17 protein-coding genes are annotated in these 15,412 nt (G+C 72.8%); 11 read left to right on the top strand and 6 right to left on the bottom strand.

Going from position 1 to position 15,412, the window contains the following annotated elements; genetic code table 11:
• The first annotated feature begins 1 nt into the window (after position 1).
• Positions 2-898 carry an aldehyde dehydrogenase family protein gene (locus ACF089_RS12090; RefSeq protein ID WP_392025222.1) on the top strand — a complete coding sequence of 299 codons (897 nt, stop codon included), beginning with the start codon at positions 2-4 and terminating at the stop codon, positions 896-898.
• A gap of 126 nt (positions 899-1,024) precedes the next feature.
• On the opposite strand, the gene ACF089_RS12085 is transcribed toward ACF089_RS12090, so the two are convergent.
• The gene (locus tag ACF089_RS12085) at positions 1,025-1,432 is read right to left on the bottom strand and encodes a hypothetical protein (RefSeq protein WP_392025220.1); all 408 of its coding nucleotides are present in this window, start codon (positions 1,430-1,432) and stop codon (positions 1,025-1,027) included.
• Positions 1,433-1,551: 119 nt separating this feature from the next.
• Between ACF089_RS12085 and ACF089_RS12080 the strand changes: the two genes are divergently transcribed.
• Positions 1,552-2,217, top strand: coding sequence for a uridine kinase (locus tag ACF089_RS12080; RefSeq protein WP_392025219.1), 666 nt, complete (start codon positions 1,552-1,554; stop codon positions 2,215-2,217).
• Positions 2,218-2,536: 319 nt separating this feature from the next.
• Here ACF089_RS12080 and ACF089_RS12075 read toward each other — a convergent pair whose 3' ends face one another.
• Positions 2,537-3,298 carry a SigE family RNA polymerase sigma factor gene (locus ACF089_RS12075; protein WP_392025217.1) on the bottom strand — a complete coding sequence of 254 codons (762 nt, stop codon included), beginning with the start codon at positions 3,296-3,298 and terminating at the stop codon, positions 2,537-2,539.
• Positions 3,299-3,550: 252 nt separating this feature from the next.
• Here ACF089_RS12075 and afsQ1 point away from each other — a divergent pair, with 252 nt between their 5' ends.
• The 5 genes from afsQ1 (at position 3,551) to ACF089_RS12050 (ending at position 7,702) form a co-directional block, all read left to right on the top strand.
• A complete protein-coding gene (afsQ1, locus tag ACF089_RS12070) occupies positions 3,551-4,228 on the top strand; it encodes a two-component system response regulator AfsQ1 (protein WP_323371832.1) in 678 nt (225 codons plus the stop codon).
• A gap of 40 nt (positions 4,229-4,268) precedes the next feature.
• Positions 4,269-5,891, top strand: a complete 1,623-nt coding sequence (locus tag ACF089_RS12065) for an ATP-binding protein (protein WP_392025214.1) — start codon at positions 4,269-4,271, stop codon at positions 5,889-5,891.
• A complete protein-coding gene (locus ACF089_RS12060; RefSeq protein ID WP_392025212.1) occupies positions 5,888-6,514 on the top strand; it encodes a hypothetical protein in 627 nt (208 codons plus the stop codon). Before ACF089_RS12065 ends, ACF089_RS12060 begins: the two co-directional genes overlap by 4 nt.
• A 167-nt stretch (positions 6,515-6,681) precedes the next feature.
• Positions 6,682-7,335 carry a VanZ family protein gene (locus ACF089_RS12055; RefSeq protein ID WP_392025210.1) on the top strand — a complete coding sequence of 218 codons (654 nt, stop codon included), beginning with the start codon at positions 6,682-6,684 and terminating at the stop codon, positions 7,333-7,335.
• A 157-nt stretch (positions 7,336-7,492) separates the two neighbouring features.
• Positions 7,493-7,702 carry a PspC domain-containing protein gene (locus ACF089_RS12050; protein WP_392025208.1) on the top strand — a complete coding sequence of 70 codons (210 nt, stop codon included), beginning with the start codon at positions 7,493-7,495 and terminating at the stop codon, positions 7,700-7,702.
• Positions 7,703-7,946: 244 nt separating this feature from the next.
• Here ACF089_RS12050 and ACF089_RS12045 read toward each other — a convergent pair whose 3' ends face one another.
• Both ACF089_RS12045 and ACF089_RS12040 read right to left on the bottom strand, forming a co-directional pair.
• Positions 7,947-8,360, bottom strand: a complete 414-nt coding sequence (locus tag ACF089_RS12045) for an ATP-binding protein (protein ID WP_392025206.1) — start codon at positions 8,358-8,360, stop codon at positions 7,947-7,949.
• Between the two features lie 123 nt (positions 8,361-8,483).
• Positions 8,484-9,641: an adenosine deaminase gene (locus ACF089_RS12040; protein ID WP_392025204.1), complete on the bottom strand. Its 1,158-nt coding sequence runs from the start codon at positions 9,639-9,641 to the stop codon at positions 8,484-8,486.
• Positions 9,642-9,744: 103 nt separating this feature from the next.
• Between ACF089_RS12040 and ACF089_RS12035 the strand changes: the two genes are divergently transcribed.
• Positions 9,745-10,590, top strand: a complete 846-nt coding sequence (locus ACF089_RS12035) for an alpha/beta hydrolase (RefSeq protein WP_392025202.1) — start codon at positions 9,745-9,747, stop codon at positions 10,588-10,590.
• A 144-nt stretch (positions 10,591-10,734) separates the two neighbouring features.
• On the opposite strand, the gene ACF089_RS12030 is transcribed toward ACF089_RS12035, so the two are convergent.
• Positions 10,735-11,688 carry a LysR family transcriptional regulator gene (locus ACF089_RS12030; RefSeq protein ID WP_392025200.1) on the bottom strand — a complete coding sequence of 318 codons (954 nt, stop codon included), beginning with the start codon at positions 11,686-11,688 and terminating at the stop codon, positions 10,735-10,737.
• Positions 11,689-11,750: 62 nt separating this feature from the next.
• Between ACF089_RS12030 and ACF089_RS12025 the strand changes: the two genes are divergently transcribed.
• The 3 genes from ACF089_RS12025 to ACF089_RS12015 all read left to right on the top strand — a co-directional run bounded on the left by ACF089_RS12025 (position 11,751) and on the right by ACF089_RS12015 (position 15,035).
• The gene (locus tag ACF089_RS12025; RefSeq protein WP_392025198.1) at positions 11,751-13,100 is read left to right on the top strand and encodes an MFS transporter; all 1,350 of its coding nucleotides are present in this window, start codon (positions 11,751-11,753) and stop codon (positions 13,098-13,100) included.
• A gap of 246 nt (positions 13,101-13,346) precedes the next feature.
• The gene (locus ACF089_RS12020) at positions 13,347-13,979 is read left to right on the top strand and encodes a L,D-transpeptidase family protein (RefSeq protein ID WP_392025715.1); all 633 of its coding nucleotides are present in this window, start codon (positions 13,347-13,349) and stop codon (positions 13,977-13,979) included.
• 69 nt (positions 13,980-14,048) lie between these two features.
• Complete coding sequence (locus ACF089_RS12015) at positions 14,049-15,035, top strand: sigma-70 family RNA polymerase sigma factor (protein ID WP_392025197.1); 987 nt, start codon at positions 14,049-14,051, stop codon at positions 15,033-15,035.
• Positions 15,036-15,086: 51 nt separating this feature from the next.
• Here ACF089_RS12015 and ACF089_RS12010 read toward each other — a convergent pair whose 3' ends face one another.
• On the bottom strand, positions 15,087-15,377 hold the full coding sequence (locus ACF089_RS12010) for an STAS domain-containing protein (protein WP_392025195.1): 291 nt from the start codon (positions 15,375-15,377) through the stop codon (positions 15,087-15,089).
• Positions 15,378-15,412: the final 35 nt, after the last annotated feature.

The following is a 15,412-nucleotide window of genomic DNA, read 5'->3' as shown; positions in this document are numbered from 1 at the left end:
CATGAGCACTGTCGAGCAGAACCGACTGAGCGTCTTCAAGACCTACAAGCTGTACGTGGGCGGGAAGTTCCCGCGTTCCGAGAGCGGCCGGGTGTACGAGGTGACCGACTCCAAGGGCAAGTGGCTGGCGAACGCGCCGCTCTCGTCCCGCAAGGACGCGCGGGACGCGGTGGTCGCGGCCCGTAAGGCGTTCGGCGGCTGGTCGGGCGCGACGGCGTACAACCGGGGGCAGATCCTCTACCGGATCGCCGAGATGCTGGAGGGCCGCCGGGAGCAGTTCGTCCGGGAGGTCGCGGACGCGGAGGGCCTCTCCAAGTCCAAGGCCGCCGCCCAGGTGGACGCGGCGATCGACCGCTGGGTCTGGTACGCGGGCTGGACCGACAAGATCGCCCAGGTGACGGGCGGGGCGAACCCGGTCGCGGGTCCGTTCTTCAATCTCTCCACCCCGGAGCCGACCGGCGTGGTCGCCGTGCTCGCGCCCCGGGACTCCTCGTTCCTCGGCCTGGTCTCGGTGATCGCCCCGGCGATCGCCACCGGCAACACGGCCGTGGTGGTGGCGAGCGAGAACGCGCCGCTGCCCGCGCTGTCGCTGGGCGAGGTGCTGGCCACCTCCGACCTGCCGGGCGGTGTGGTCAATGTGCTCTCCGGCCGTACGGGCGAGATCGCGGCCCCGCTCGCCGCGCACCAGGACGTCAACGGCATCGATCTGACCGGCGCGGACGACGAGCTGGCCAAGGAGCTGGAGATCGCGGCGGCGGACAATCTGAAGCGGGTGCTGCGGCCGGGCGCCGAGGCGTTCACGGCCGATCCGGGCACCCGCCGGATGACCGCGTTCCTGGAGACCAAGACCGTCTGGCACCCCACGGGCGCGCTGGGCGCGTCCGGGTCCTCCTACTAGGACCCGGACCCGGCCGCCGGGAGCCCCCTGCCGTCCCCGTCCGGCGGCAGGGGGCTCCCGTCATGGGCCCGGCCCCTCCGGTCCGGGCTCCGTTCGCGATCCGGACCGGTCAGCGGGATCGGGACCTCAGAGCGGCAGCCCCTTGACCACCGGGCCGATCAGCGGCAGGTCCTTGAGCGCCCCGCCCCGGGACAGCGGGCCGGTGACCAGCTCCGTCGAGATCGGCTTGAAGTCGGCGACCTGGGTGCCGACCGCGTTGGCCAGCGGGTCGACGCCCGTGTTGGCCAGCGGGTTGAGCTGGAGGCTGGTGACGTGGCCGAGGCCCGAGACGGAGTTGTTCACCGCGCCGACCGCGCCGCCGCCCGGGCCGCCCAGGGCCGTGCCGATCGCGTCGAGGCCGCCGTCCACCGCCGGGGCCGGGACCGCGGCCGCCTGCGCGGCACCGCCCGCGCCGAGGGCGGCGGCCATCGCCGCGACGGTCAGTCCGGCGCGCAGGGCGGTGCGCCGGGGGGAGTGAGCTGCATGACGTGCCATGGGAGTTCCCGCCTGGGTCAGTAATCGGACGAGCACTCAGCGTAGGCGAGCGGTGATGCTCATTCCACCGTCATCCCCGATGGGGCCCCTTACGGGTCAATGCCTCACACTGGTGTCCCGTGACCCCTACCCCGATACCGACGCGTGTCGTGCTGCTCGCGGGCCCCTCGGGCTCCGGCAAGTCCTCCCTCGCCGCCCGCACCGGACTGCCCGTGCTGCGCCTGGACGACTTCTACAAGAACGGCGACGACCCGACGCTTCCGCTGGTCGCGGGGAGCGCCGACATCGACTGGGACTCCCCGCTGTCCTGGGACGCCGAGGCCGCGGTCGCGGCCATCGCCGAGCTGTGCCGTACGGGGCGGACGACCGTCCCGGTGTACGACATCTCCGCCAGCGCGCGGGTGGGCGAAGAGGCGTTCGCCATCGACCGCACGCCGCTGTTCGTGGCCGAGGGGATCTTCGCGGCGGACATCGTGGCGCGCTGCGGGGAGCTGGGCGTCCTGGCGGACGCGCTCTGTCTGCGGGGCCGGCCCACGACGACGTTCCGCCGCCGGCTGGCGCGGGATCTGCGCGAGGGGCGGAAGGCGGTGGCCTTTCTGCTGCGGCGCGGCTGGCGGCTGATGCGGGCCGAGCGCGGGATCGTGGCGCGCCAGACGGGCCTGGGCGCGTATCCGTGCGACAAGGGCGAGGCCCTCGGCCGGGTGGCGGCAGCGGCGGCGGGCCGCCACCGTACGTCCCCCGCGGGTCACCCGACGGCGGACGCCACGCCCCCGGGCCGCCCCTGAGCCCGCCGAGCCCCCGAGCCCCTGAGCCCCTGAGCCCCGGCCGACGCGCCGGGCCGGGCCGCGGGACGGTCCCGTACCGGACCGTCCACGGGCGGGCACACGGGAAAAGGACGCCCGCGAGCGGACGTCCTTCGCCGGGATGGGAAAAGAGCACGGGACCGGACACGCCCCCCCGGCCCGTCCGGTCCCGTTCTTCTCCCCCGTGGCCCCCGTGACCCCTCAGGTCCCCCGACCCTTGTGGTCCGCCACGATTCCGCCGACTCCCCCGAGACGGCGGCCCCCGTTTCCCCCCTTTTCCCCCGTGCTTTCCCCCGTCGCCTCAGGCCACCAGCTCGCCGAAGGACTCCTCCTCGTCACGGCCGAAGCTGAGGACCTGGTCCTCGCGCAGTCGGCGGAGCGACCGCCAGATGCTCGACTTCACCGTGCCGACGCTGATGTTCAGGATGTCGGCGATCTCCGGGTCGGTGCGGCCCTCGTAGTAACGGAGGACCAGCATCGTCCGCTGGAGTTCCGGCAGCCTGGCCAGCGCCTGCCAGAGCACCGCGCGCAGCTCGGTGCCCCGCATCGCGTCGGTGTCGCTCGCCGTCTCCGGCAGCTCCTCCGTGGGGTACTCGTTGAGCTTGCGCCGACGCCAGGCGCTGATGTGCAGATTGGTCATGGTGCGGCGCAGATATCCCCCGACCGCCGCCTTGTCGCTGATCCGGTCCCAGGCCCGGTAGGTCGAGAACAGCGCGCTCTGGAGCAGGTCCTCGGCCTCGTAGCGGTCGCCGGTCAGGTGATAGGCGGTCGCGTACAGGGAGGAACGGCGCTCCTGCACGTAGGCGGTGAACTCCGCCTCCGACAGCCCCCCGGCCTCCGGTGCGGGCACCGGGCGCCGTCCCCCGTTCTCCCTGTACGCGGCCGCCGTGCCGACCGCCCCCGCGGTCGCGTCAACCACCGTCATGTACGACGGCTTGTGCTGACGCCCGGCGCCGCGAACGCACCCCCGCCCGTTCACGGCACCGGACTTCTCCGACGCCCGGCCGACGTCGTGGAGACGCGTGACAACTGCGTTTGAGGTGGTGCTGTGCAGTGCGTTCATCCCACGCCCCCCGTCGATCGGTGTCTGTTTCCGTCCAGGTGCCTAGAAGCTTGCCGAGGCGATTTCATGGCGGTGTCCGCCGACTGTCACAGGCCTGTCACAGGGGTACGGGAGGGGACGGAGACAGAAGCGACACGGAAGGGACCGGGCGGACCCGGCGGGGCGGCGAAGGCGGCGTCACGGGGCCGCTCCGGCAGGTCCAAAGGCTCCGGCGGTCGAACTCCGGCACACCCATGGGCCAGAATGACGTCCGTGCCTTTCCTGTTGCTGATCGAGGACGACGACGCCATCCGCACGGCCCTCGAACTCTCCCTGTCCCGCCAGGGCCACCGTGTGGCCACCGCGGCGACGGGAGAGGACGGTCTGAAACTGCTGCGCGAGCAGCGGCCGGACCTGATCGTGCTGGATGTGATGCTGCCCGGGATCGACGGCTTCGAGGTGTGCCGTCGTATCAGACGCACCGACCAGCTGCCGATCATTCTGCTGACCGCCCGGAGCGACGACATCGACGTGGTCGTGGGTCTGGAGTCGGGAGCCGACGACTATGTGGTCAAGCCCGTCCAGGGGCGGGTGCTGGACGCCCGGATCCGGGCGGTGCTGCGCCGGGGCGAGCGGGAGTCCACCGACTCCGCCACCTTCGGCTCGCTGATGATCGACCGCTCCGCGATGACCGTCACGAAGAACGGCGAGGATCTCCAGCTCACGCCGACCGAGCTGCGACTCCTGCTGGAACTGAGCCGGCGTCCGGGGCAGGCCCTGTCCAGACAGCAGCTGCTGCGCCTGGTGTGGGAGCACGACTATCTCGGGGACTCCCGGCTGGTGGACGCCTGTGTCCAGCGGCTGCGGGCGAAGGTGGAGGACGTGCCGTCCTCGCCGACCCTGATCCGCACCGTGCGCGGGGTGGGCTACCGGCTGGACGCTCCCCAGTGACTCGCGGCACCGCCCCCGCCCCGGTGAAGGGCCGCGCCCGGTGACCGGTGCCGCCAAGCGCGCGGTGCTCGCGGGGCTGCGCTGGACGAGTCTGCGACTGCGGCTGGTCGTGGTCTTCGCCGCGGTCGCGCTGACCGCCGCGGTCTCCGCGTCCGGGATCGCCTACTGGCTCAACCGCGAGGCCGTGCTGACCCGTACCCAGGACTCCGCGCTGGACTCCTTCCGCAAGGAGATGCAGAGCCACGCGGCCTCGCTGCCGCCGCTGCCGACGCAGAGCGAACTCCAGGACACCGCCGATCTGATGGCCAACGGCAAGACCGGCTACAGCGTGCTGCTGCTGGGCGAGCGGGACAAGGGCAAGCCGGTCGCGGCGACTTCGGACACGGACGACTTCACCCTCGACGATGTGCCGCTCACGCTCCAGGAGGCGGTCAACGACCGGCAGGAGCTGACCGCGGGCAACTCGGCTCCGTACCATCTGTACTGGCAGCGGGTGGAGCGCGACGGAAAGCCGTATCTGGTCGGCGGTTCGCGGATCGTGAACGGCGGGCCGACCGGCTATGTCCTCAAGTCCCTGGACAAGGAGCGCGAGGACCTCAACACGCTCGCCTGGTCGCTGGGGATCGCCACCGCGCTGGCGCTCGTGGGCTCCGCGCTGCTGGCGCAGGCCGCGGCGACGACCGTGCTGAAGCCGGTGCGCCGGCTCGGCGAGGCGGCCCGGCGGCTCGGCGAGGGCAAGCTCGACACCCGGCTGCGGGTCTCCGGCACGGACGAACTGGCGGAGCTGGCGCGGACCTTCAACAAGACGGCGGAGTCGCTGGAGAAGAAGGTCGCCGACATGAGCGCGCGGGAGGAGTCCAGCCGCCGTTTCGTCGCCGACATGTCACACGAGCTGCGTACCCCGCTGACCGCGCTGACGGCCGTGGCGGAGGTGCTGGAGGAAGAGATCGACAATCTCGACCCGATGATCGCGCCCGCGGTGAATCTGGTGGTCAGCGAGACCCGCCGGCTGGGCGATCTGGTGGAGAACCTGATGGAGGTCACCCGCTTCGACGCGGGGACCGCCAAGGTGGTGCTGGACACCGTCGACGTGGCCGACCAGGTCACCGCCTGTGTGGACGCCCGCGCCTGGCTGGACGCGGTGGATCTGGACGCCGAGCGCGGGATCATGGCGCGGCTCGATCCCCGCCGGCTCGATGTGATCCTGGCGAATCTGATCGGCAACGCGCTCAAGCACGGCGGCTCGCCGGTCCGGGTGTCGGTGCGGCTGGTCGACGACGACGCGGCGCTGCTGATCGAGGTGCGCGACCACGGGCCCGGCATCCCCGAGGAGGTGCTGCCGCATGTCTTCGACCGGTTCTACAAGGCCAGCGCCTCCCGGCCGAAGTCCGACGGCAGCGGGCTCGGTCTGTCGATCGCCATGGAGAACGCGATCGCGCACGGCGGCACCATCACGGCGGCGAACTCCCCGGACGGCGACGGCGCGGTGTTCGTGCTGCGGCTGCCGCTGGACGGGGCCGAATCCGCCGGAGGTCCCGGCGGCGGTACGGGCACGGGCACGGACGCCGGCGCGGTCACGGGTACGGGGTCCGGCGGCGGGAACGGCCGCGACGGCGGGGGCCCGGCGAGCGGCGGACGCGGAACAGAGGAGAGCGCTCAGTGAGGCGGAAGGCCCTGGCGCTGGCGGCGCTGACGGGCGGCACCCTGATACTCGCCGGGTGCGGGATCCGGACCACACAGGTGCCGGTGGACGCGGGACCCGCACCCTCCCGGATGCCGTGCGAGGTGCGCGGCGAGAATCGCGCCTCGCAGGATCCCCGGGGTTTCCCCGTACGGGTCTATCTGGTCTGCGCCTCCCAGCTGAAGTCGGTGGACCGCACGGCCGATCTGCCCCCGGAGACCTCGCCGGACGGCCGGGTCCGGGTCGCGCGCGCCCTGATGGCCATGCTGGAGCTGGGCCCCTCGGGCCGGGAGCGCGATGTGGGCTTCGGCACCGATGTGCAGGGGCCGGTGGGCGTCGGCGGACCCAGGCCGGGCGATCCCGCCGGGACGCTGCGGCTGAGCCGGCAGCCCGAGGATCTGCCGGAGGCCGCGCTCGCGCAGATCGTCTGCACCTTCGCGGAGAGCCGGGCCGCGGCGGCGGGCGGCACGGTGGTGCTGGGCGGACCGGGCGAGTACCCGCCCCGGGCGTACTCCTGCACCGCCGACGCCAAGGAGCGGCCGTCCCAGCCGCTGCCGACGACCGCTCCGCCCACGGCGGCGGCAGCGGCGTCCGACGCGCCGTAGGTCCGTTTCCGGCATCCGGCATCCGGCGGGAAACGGACCGGACGCCGAAGCGGCGGCCCCTGGCGCGTACGCCTCCGACCGGCGGAAACCGGACCGGACGGCGGCCCGGGGGCAGGACGGGGAAGCGGAACGGAACCATTTCCGGCATCGCGCGCGTCTTGTCGTGCGTGCAGCGTCAAGGTAAGGGCGGCAGTGCCGTCATCCGCTTGCGCGTGGCGGGGGTACTCCTCCTCCTCGCGCACTTGCTGCTCGCCGGGTGGCTGACCCTGCGCCCGCTGGACGTGCCCTGGGTGACGGCCGCGAATCTGGAGCCGCTCGCCACCGTCAAGGCGAATCTGGCGCTCGGCGCGGAGGAGGCCGTGCGCCGGATCGGCGGCGGGCTGCTGCTGCTGGCCCCGCTGGGCGTCCTGCTGCCGATGGCGAGCGGCCGGCTCGCCGTCTCCCCGTTCGGTTCGCTGGCCCGCACCACCGCCGCCGGGGCGCTGATCTCGCTCGCCATCGAGCTGCTCCAGACCGGGGTGCCGGGCCGGGTGCTCAATGTGGACTCGCTGCTGCTGAACACGGCCGGGGTGGTGCTCGCTCATCTGCTGGTGGTGCCGGCGGGCCGGGCGTGGCTGCGCCGGTCCCGGGGCCGGGCGCCGCGCCGCCCGGCCGGGGCGCGGCCGGGCGCCGGGCGGCGGACGCCGCTCCCCGGCCGCCGGGCCGGTTCCGGACCGGTCTCCGACCGCGGGACGGGTCCCGGCGGATCCGGCGCCGTCCTGAGGGAGGACGCCTCTCAGGGGGCGACCCCGACGATTACCAGGGTCGGCATCGCCCCGTAGAGCGACGCTTTGCCCGCGTTCGCACCGCACCATGGATACATCGGGAGCGGCGCACCACCACCGGGCCGCTCCCCCGTCCACACGATTCCGCGGTGACCGGCGCGGGGCTCGGCGAAGCCCCCCGGGTCCCGCGGCCGGTTTCGCGAAGGAGCCCACCATGGCCGCACTTGTCCGCCCCAGCGAGGGACGCATGATCGGCGGGGTGTGCGCAGCGCTGGCTCGGCGCTTCGGCACCTCGGCCGTCACCATGCGGGTGATCTTCCTGGCCTCGTGTCTGCTGCCGGGGCCGCAGATCCTGCTGTATCTGGCGATGTGGCTGCTGCTGCCCGCCGAGCGCCGCTCGGCGAAGGCCGCCTCCGCCTGGTAAGCCGATCGGCCCGTGTCACGACCGTGGGGCCCCACCGCGTCAGCGGTGGGGCCCCACGTTTCTGCCGTGCGGCGGCGGCCGGCCGTCTCAGCGGGGAAGCGACGGCGGCCGGGCCGGGCCTCTCCCCCGGACCGGGCCGGAGACCGGCGGGTCCGGGAGAGCGGGGCCCTGGATCACTCCGAGGGCCTGGATCACTCCGGGGGCCGGTGTGATCCGGAAGGCAGGGGATCGGTTCTTTCCGGGCTCAGACGGCTCCGCCGAGGAGGCCGCCGACCACGGGCAGGCCGCCGGCCGGCACCGGCAGACCGCCGGTGGGCAGGGTCTGGGTCAGCTGTCCGACGGGGAGGCCGCCGAGCAGACCGGTGACGGCCTCGGTGGGGGCGCCGGGGGCCAGGGTGCGCTGCGCGGCGCCCTGGACGGTGCCGGGCAGGGTGGCGGCGCTCTGGGTGAGCGCGCCCTGGGCCCCGGTCAGCGACTCGGAGGCGCCCGGGAGGGTGGTCAGGAGGTCCTGGGCCGGCAGCACGCTGGAGACGGTGTCCAGGGAGGTGGCGGAGTCGGGCAGGGGAGCGGGCGCGGCGGAGGCCGCGCCGGCGCCGGCCGCGGCGAAAGCGACGCCGAGGGCGGCGACACCGAGAGTCTTGGCAGCAGACTGCTTCATCAGGGGTGTGTCCTTGGGACGGGGGAATATGAGCGGCTCCGCAAGCTAGCCACAGCCCCGACCCGGAGGCAAACATCCCGGAACGGCCGGGTGTTGACATTCCCGGCCGCTCCGGAATTCGTGCTATCGGCTCTCCGCGGTGGAGGATTCGCTGGTCGTGGCGGTCTGCCGGAACAGCCATTCGGATTTCAGCTCGGCGTATCCGGGCTTGATGACATCGTTGATCATCGCCAGTCGTTCATCGAAAGGGATGAAGGCGCTTTTCATTCCGTTGACGGTGAACCACTGCATGTCGTCGAGCGTGTATCCGAAAGCGTCGGCCAGATGCTCGAATTCCCGGCTCATGCTGGTGCCCGACATCAGCCGGTTGTCGGTGTTGACCGTGGCCCGGAAGTGCAGCTTGCGGAGCAGCCCGATGGGGTGCGCCGCGTAGGAGTCGGCGGCCCCGGTCTGGAGGTTGGAGGTCGGGCACAGCTCCAGCGGGATGCGCTTGTCCCGTACGTAGGAGGCGAGCCGGCCGAGCCGCACCCGGCCGTCCTCGGAGACCGTGATGTCGTCGATGATGCGTACGCCGTGCCCGAGCCGGTCGGCCCCGCACCACTGGAGCGCCTGCCAGATCGACGGCAGTCCGAACGCCTCGCCCGCGTGGATGGTGAAGTGGTTGTTCTCGCGCTTGAGGTACTCGAAGGCGTCGAGGTGGCGGGTGGGAGGGTAGCCCGCCTCGGCTCCCGCGATGTCGAAGCCGACGACTCCCTCGTCCCGGTAGCGGTTGGCGAGTTCGGCGATCTCCAGGGCGCGGGCCGCGTGACGCATGGCGGTGAGCAGCGCGCCGACCCGGATGCGGCGGCCGGCCGCGCGGGCGATCCGCTCGCCCTCGCGGAAGCCCTCGTTGACGGCCTCGACGACCTCTTCGAGGGTGAGCCCGGACTCCAGATGCTGTTCGGGGGCGTAGCGGACCTCGGCGTACACGACGCCGTCCTCGGCGAGGTCCTCGGCGCACTCGGCGGCGACCCGGACGAGGGCGTCCCGGGTCTGCATCACCGCGCAGGTGTGGGCGAAGGTCTCCAGATACCGTTCCAGGGAGCCGGAGTCGGCGGCCTCGCGGAACCAGAGGCCGAGCTTGTCGGGCTCGCTCTCGGGGAGCGCCGCGTAGCCGACGGCGCGGGCGAGGTCGATGATCGTGCCGGGACGCAGCCCGCCGTCGAGGTGGTCGTGGAGGAGCACCTTCGGAGCGCGGCGGATCTGTTCCGCGGTAGGCGTGTTGAGGGTCTGGCTCGTCATCTGCGCACTCTAGCCCCTACGCGCGTAGAGCGGACCGGGTCGATACGTAACAGTGACTGCGCGTACGGGTGGCGCGCGGGCGTACTTCTGAGACTGTTCTGCCATGGCACACCGCGCACTGCCCCCGTGGCGGGGACGGACCGAAGAGCGTGACACGACGGCGGGGGAAGGAGGCGTCCGGCTGGGCCGGCCCTATCGCACCCGGTCGGCCGGGGTCGAACCGGTCGTGGGCGGGGTGGTGCTCCTGCTCCCCGACGGCGAGCGGGAGTCGGCGCGGGGGCCGTCGGCCCGCTCACTGCTGCGGGTCTTCCCGCTCGGCCGGGAGCTGGCGCGGGCGGGCCGCGCGGACGGCTTGGTGGTGCACTCGGTGCGCTACCGCCGCCGGGGCTGGAACGGGCCGGACGCCCAGCTGGCCCGGGACGCGTCGCGGGCGGCGGACGAGGCGGTGCGGCGGTACGGCGATGTGCCGGTCTGTCTGGCGGGCCACGGCTTCGGCGGGCGGGCGGCGCTGCACGCGGCGGACCATCCGGCGGTCGGCGCGGTGCTGGCGATGGCTCCGTGGCTGCCGGACGACGGGCGGGGCGGCGGCCGAAACGGCGAGCGGGACGGCCCCGCGGACGAGCCGGAGCCGGTGAAACAGCTGGTGGGACGGCAGGTGCTGATCGTGCACGGCACCAATGACGCCCGGACGGACCCGGATCTCTCCTATCGGCTGGCGGAGCGGGCCAAGAAGGTCAACCGGAACATATGCCGGTTCGAGGTGCACACGGACGGCAACGCGCTGCGGCAGCACCACGCCGAGGTGATGGCCCTGGCGACGGACTTCGTGCTGGGCTCGCTCTTCTGCCATCCGTACGCGCGCCCGGTGGCGGACGCGCTGGCCGCGCCGCCGCCGCTGGGGCTGCGGATGCCGCTGGCGGCGGGTTTCGGGAAGTCGCTGAGGCCCTGAGGCCCCTTCCTCTCCGGGGGATCCGCCGGGCCGCGCCGGGCCGTCCGGCGGACGGGGGCCTCGCGCTCGCGCGCCCGGGCACGCCGGTCACCGCCCCGGCCGCTTTGGTCACTCCGGTCGCCTTGGTCACTCCGGGCACTCTGGTCACTCCGGGAGCAGATGGCCCCGGCGGGAGAGCAGGAACTTCTTGAACGCGGCGACCGGGGCGGTGTCCGGGTGGCCGTCGAGCCAGGCGACGCCGATCTCACGGACGGCCCTGGGGGCGGTCACCGTCAGCTCCACCACCCCGGGGCGCGCCACGGCGGGCGGCGGCAGCAGGGCGACGCCCAGACCCGCCGCCACCAGTCCGCGCAGGGTCTCCGCCTCCTCGCCCTCGAAGGCGACCTTGGGGGTGAAGCCCGCCCGGGCGCAGAGGTCGTCGGTGATCCGGCGCAGCCCGTAGCCGGGCTCCAGGGTGACGAAGACGTCGTCGGCGGCCTCCGCGAGGCGGATGCGCCGGCGGCGGGCGAGCCGGTGGTCGTCGGGGACCACCAGCCGCAGCCGCTGCTCGTCCAGCCGGCGGGCGACGAGATCGGGCGCGTCCGGTACGGGAGAGGTGAGGCAGAGGTCGAGATCCCCGGCGCGCAGCCCGCCGAGCATCGCCTCGCCGTGGTTCTGGACGAGGGTGAAGCGGACCCGGGGGTGGTCCGCGCGGAAGGCCCGCAGCAGCGCCGGCACGGTCTCGGAGCCCATGGTGTGGAGGAAGCCGAAGGCGACCTTCCCGCCGCTGGGGTCGGCGTCGGCCCGGACGGACTCGGCGGCGCGCTCGACCTCGGCGAGGGCGCGCTCCACGGAGGTGAGCAGGGTGCGGCCGGCGGGGGTGAGGGAGACGGTGCGGCCCCGGCGGGCGAAGAGGGTCACCCCGAGATCGCGCTCCAGCCGGACGACGGCCCGGGAGAGGGTCGACTGCGGGACGCCCATCTCCTGCGCGGCGCGGGTCACGTGTTCGTGCCGGGCGACTCCGGCGAAGTACGCGAGGCGCGGGGCGAGCAGCAGCGACATGTCTTCTTCGTAACTGCTCTGTGACAGCCGAGGCTGTGAGCTGTGCTCATGCATCATGGGAACGATTATGGCCATTCCATGCATTGGACGCATGAAATGACTGGGCATACGTTCGGCATATGCCTGCTGCCAGTACCAAGGCGTCCACCACGGTGGGCGCCGTCGTCCCTTCCTCCGAGTCCTCCGCGTCCTCAGGGTCCTCCGCCTCCCCCGACGCTCCCGGGTCCGCCGGGCCGGCCGAGCCGCCCCCTGGCCCGGAGCGGCTGGCCCCGGGCCGCCCCGGCTACCGCCGGATGAGCCTCGCGCTCTTCGCGGCCGGCATGGCGGCCTTCGCCCTTCTCTACTCCACGCAGGCGCTGCTGCCCGCCGTCTCCGCCGGCTTCGGCGTGAGCGCGTCGGCGGCCAGCTGGACGGTCTCGGCCGCGACGGGCGCGCTGGCCCTCTTCGTCCTTCCGCTGAGCGCGCTCTCCGAGCGGTTCGGCCGGCGCACCCTGATGACCGTCTCGCTGTCGGTGGCGGTCGTCCTCGGGCTGCTGGTGCCCTTCGCGCCCAGTCTGGAGTGGCTGGTGGCGCTGCGGGCGGTGCAGGGCGCGGCGCTGGCCGGGCTGCCGGCGTCCGCGATGGCGTATCTCGCGGAGGAGGTCCGGCCGAAGGCGCTGATCGCCGCGATCGGGCTGTTCGTGGCGGGCAACAGCGTCGGCGGGATGAGCGGCCGGATCGTCACCGGCTGGGCGGCGCAGCTGTGGGGCTGGCGCGCGGGTCTGCTGGCGGTGGGCCTGCTGGCCCTGGCGGGCGCGGTGGCCTTCCGGCTGCTGCTGCCGAGGGCGCGGCACTTCACCCCGGGGACGCTGAGTCCGAGGGCGCTGGGGCGGACCGTGCGCGGTCATCTGTCGGACCCGCTGCTGCTGCGGCTGTACGGGATCGGCGCGCTGTTCATGACGGTGTTCGGGGCGGTGTACACGGTGATCGGCTACCGGCTGGTGGCGGCGCCGTTCAGCCTTCCGCAGGGCGTGGTGGGCTCGATCTTCCTGGTCTATCTGGTAGGTACGGCCTCCTCGGCCGCGGCGGGCTCCCTGGTGGGGCGTCTGGGCCGGCGCGGGGCGCTGTATCTGGCGATGACCACGACGGCGGCGGGGCTGCTGCTCTCGCTGTCGGCCTCGCTGGCCGCGGTGCTGGCCGGGCTGGTGCTGATCACCGCGGGCTTCTTCGCGGGGCACGCGGTGGCCTCGTCGTCGGTGAGCCGTACGGCGACGACGGGCCGGGCGCAGGCGTCGGCGATCTATCAGTCGGTGTACTACCTGGGCAGCAGCGTGGGCGGCACGCTCGGCGCGATCGCCTTCCACGCGAGCGGCTGGCCGGGCACGGTGGGCCTCGGTCTGCTGGCGGTGCTGGGCGTGGTGTCGATCACGCTGTACGGGACCCGGGCGGCGCGCGCCGAGCGGCGGTCCCTCGTCCCGGTCGCGGGCTGAGCGCCCATCGGCCGCCGACCGTATCGGGATTGAGACCTGTTCCCTACAACCGAACCTCTCTTTCATGCGTCAAATGGTGCAAGCCACTGCGAAACGCAACGGCGCACGGAGGGGAGTGGAACGGTGGGGAACGCGATACGGGCACAGAGAACATCAGGGGTACGCCGGATCCGCGGCGCGGGCGGCGGCCTCCGCCGCGGCGCCGGTCTCACGCTCGCGCTGACGGGGCTGGTGGTCCCGCTGACGATGGCGCTGGGCAGCACGCCGGCCGTCGCCGCGGCGTCCTGTTCGACGTCGGCGGGGCCGCACCAGAAGCAGGTGGAGAAGTTCCTCGGCCGTCCGGCGGACGGCCGGCAGTCGGCGGCCGACTGCAAGGCGATCCGGGCCTTCCAGAACAGCCACGGCATCACTCCGGCGGTCGGCTACGCGGGTCCGCTGACCTGGCGGACGATGAACACGATGCTCCAGCAGCGGGCGGCGGGGAAGAATCCGAACAAGGCCGGCAAGTGCCCGACGAACAAGGGCCGGATCGCCTGTGTGGACCTGACCCGGCAGCTGAGCTGGATCCAGGACGGGAAGAAGCTGGCGTACGGCCCGGTCCCGGTGCGCACCGGGAAGGACGGCACGGAGACCCGTACCGGCGCGCGGAAGATCTACTGGCGGAACATCGACCATGTCTCGTCGATCTACAAGGTGAAGATGCCGTACGCGCAGTTCTTCGACGGCGGTCAGGCCTTCCACTCGGTGACCAAGTCGATGTGGAATCCGCCGGGCTCCGCGGGGTGCGTCAACATGCGTCCGGGGGACGCCAAGGCGTACTGGAAGATGCTGCGGAACGGGGACGACGTTCACGTCTATGGGCGTAAGCCGGGAACCTGAGCCCCCGTTGTCAGTCCTCTCCTGTAGGTTCCCAAGGGCTGGTGCCGATGGGCGACAGGGGTGGACCCGATGAGTGATCTGGCAACAAAAGAAGACCTGGACGCGGAGCTGGAGAAGTACCGGCGGGAGCTGACCGGTTACTGCTATCGCATGCTCGGATCGTCCTTCGAGGCGGAGGACGCGGTCCAGGACACGATGGTCCGCGCCTGGCGGAACGTCGGCAAGTTCGAGGGGCGTTCGTCGCTGCGCTCATGGCTCTACCGCATCGCGACGAACGTCTGCCTCGACATGCTGAGCGCGGGCAACCGGAGGGCGCGTCCCATGGATCTGAGCGGGCCGACGCCGGTGGCCCAGGCGCAGCTCAACGCCCGCCCGGAGGCGACCTGGCTGGAGCCGGTGCCCGACGGGCGGGTGCTGGCGTCGGCGGATCCGGCGGAGCGCGCGGTGGAGCGGGAGTCGATCCGGCTGGCGTTCGTCGCCGCGCTCCAGCATCTGCCGCCGAAGCAGCGCGCGGTGCTGATTCTGCGCGAGGTGCTGGCGTGGAAGGCGGTGGAGGTGGCCGAGCTGCTGGAGACCTCCGTGGCCTCGGTCAACAGCGCGCTCCAGCGGGCCCGGGCGACGCTGGCGGAGTCCCCGCCGGAGGCGAGCGACGCGGCGAATCCGCTGGACGAGGAGCAGCGGGAGCTGCTGGAGCGGTATGTGGCGGCCTTCGAGGGCTATGACATGGAGGCCCTGAAGAAGGTCCTCCACGACGACGCCACGCTCTCCATGCCCCCGTACGACCTGTGGCTCCAGGGCTTCGACGACATCGTCGGCTGGCTGCTGGGCGTGGGTTCGGTCTGTCGTGGTTCGCGGCTGGTCCCGACGGTGGCGAACGGGCTGCCCGCGTTCGCCCACTACCACCCGGCGGAGGACGGCGAGGGGTACACGCCGTGGGCGCTGATGGTCATGGACGTCCGGGACGGGAAGATCGCGGGGATCACCTCGTTCCTGGACACGGCCCGCTGGTTCCCCGTCTTCGAGCTGCCGGAGCGGCTGGCGAAGGAGCACGGCTGACGCGCGGTCCCGGATCGGGCCGGTCCGGGGCCGGTCCGGTGTCCGGGCCGGTCAGCCGGGGTCGGCCAGTCCCGTCAGCCCGATCAGGTCGAGAAGGGCGAGCAGTTCGGGGGAGGCGTCGCGCAGCCGTATCCCGCAGCCGAGACGGCGGGCGGTGAGACGCATTCTGGCGAGCGCGTCGACCGCGGTCAGATCGGCCGGCGCCAGCCCGCCGACCTCGCAGATCGCCTCGGTGGCCCCGGCCCGGAGAAGCTCGGCGCCCAACTCCTCGCACAGGCGGGGCACATCGTCCCGGGAGACACGGCCGGAGATGCGCACGACGACGGTCTGGGTGGCAGTCACACCAAGGAGACTGTCCGCGCGGGCGGAAATCATCG

Origin of the sequence: Streptomyces sp. NPDC014894, assembly GCF_043080985.1 — a bacterium.
GTDB lineage: Bacteria > Actinomycetota > Actinomycetes > Streptomycetales > Streptomycetaceae > Streptomyces.
This window is presented reverse-complemented; position numbering and strand designations above follow the sequence as displayed.

Bases quoted from the DNA above. Each gene is read 5' to 3' on its own strand.
- ACF089_RS12090 (WP_392025222.1), top strand. From the start codon at position 2: ATGAGCACTGTCGAGCAGAACCGACTGAGCGTCTTCAAGACCTACAAG.
- ACF089_RS12085 (WP_392025220.1), bottom strand. From the start codon at position 1,432: ATGGCACGTCATGCAGCTCACTCCCCCCGGCGCACCGCCCTGCGCGCC.
- ACF089_RS12075 (WP_392025217.1), bottom strand. From the start codon at position 3,298: ATGAACGCACTGCACAGCACCACCTCAAACGCAGTTGTCACGCGTCTC.
- ACF089_RS12050 (WP_392025208.1), top strand. From the start codon at position 7,493: ATGGCCGCACTTGTCCGCCCCAGCGAGGGACGCATGATCGGCGGGGTG.
- ACF089_RS12045 (WP_392025206.1), bottom strand. From the start codon at position 8,360: ATGAAGCAGTCTGCTGCCAAGACTCTCGGTGTCGCCGCCCTCGGCGTC.
- ACF089_RS12040 (WP_392025204.1), bottom strand. From the start codon at position 9,641: ATGACGAGCCAGACCCTCAACACGCCTACCGCGGAACAGATCCGCCGC.
- ACF089_RS12035 (WP_392025202.1), top strand. From the start codon at position 9,745: ATGGCACACCGCGCACTGCCCCCGTGGCGGGGACGGACCGAAGAGCGT.
- ACF089_RS12030 (WP_392025200.1), bottom strand. From the start codon at position 11,688: ATGATGCATGAGCACAGCTCACAGCCTCGGCTGTCACAGAGCAGTTAC.
- ACF089_RS12025 (WP_392025198.1), top strand. From the start codon at position 11,751: ATGCCTGCTGCCAGTACCAAGGCGTCCACCACGGTGGGCGCCGTCGTC.
- ACF089_RS12020 (WP_392025715.1), top strand. From the start codon at position 13,347: ATGGCGCTGGGCAGCACGCCGGCCGTCGCCGCGGCGTCCTGTTCGACG.
- ACF089_RS12015 (WP_392025197.1), top strand. From the start codon at position 14,049: ATGAGTGATCTGGCAACAAAAGAAGACCTGGACGCGGAGCTGGAGAAG.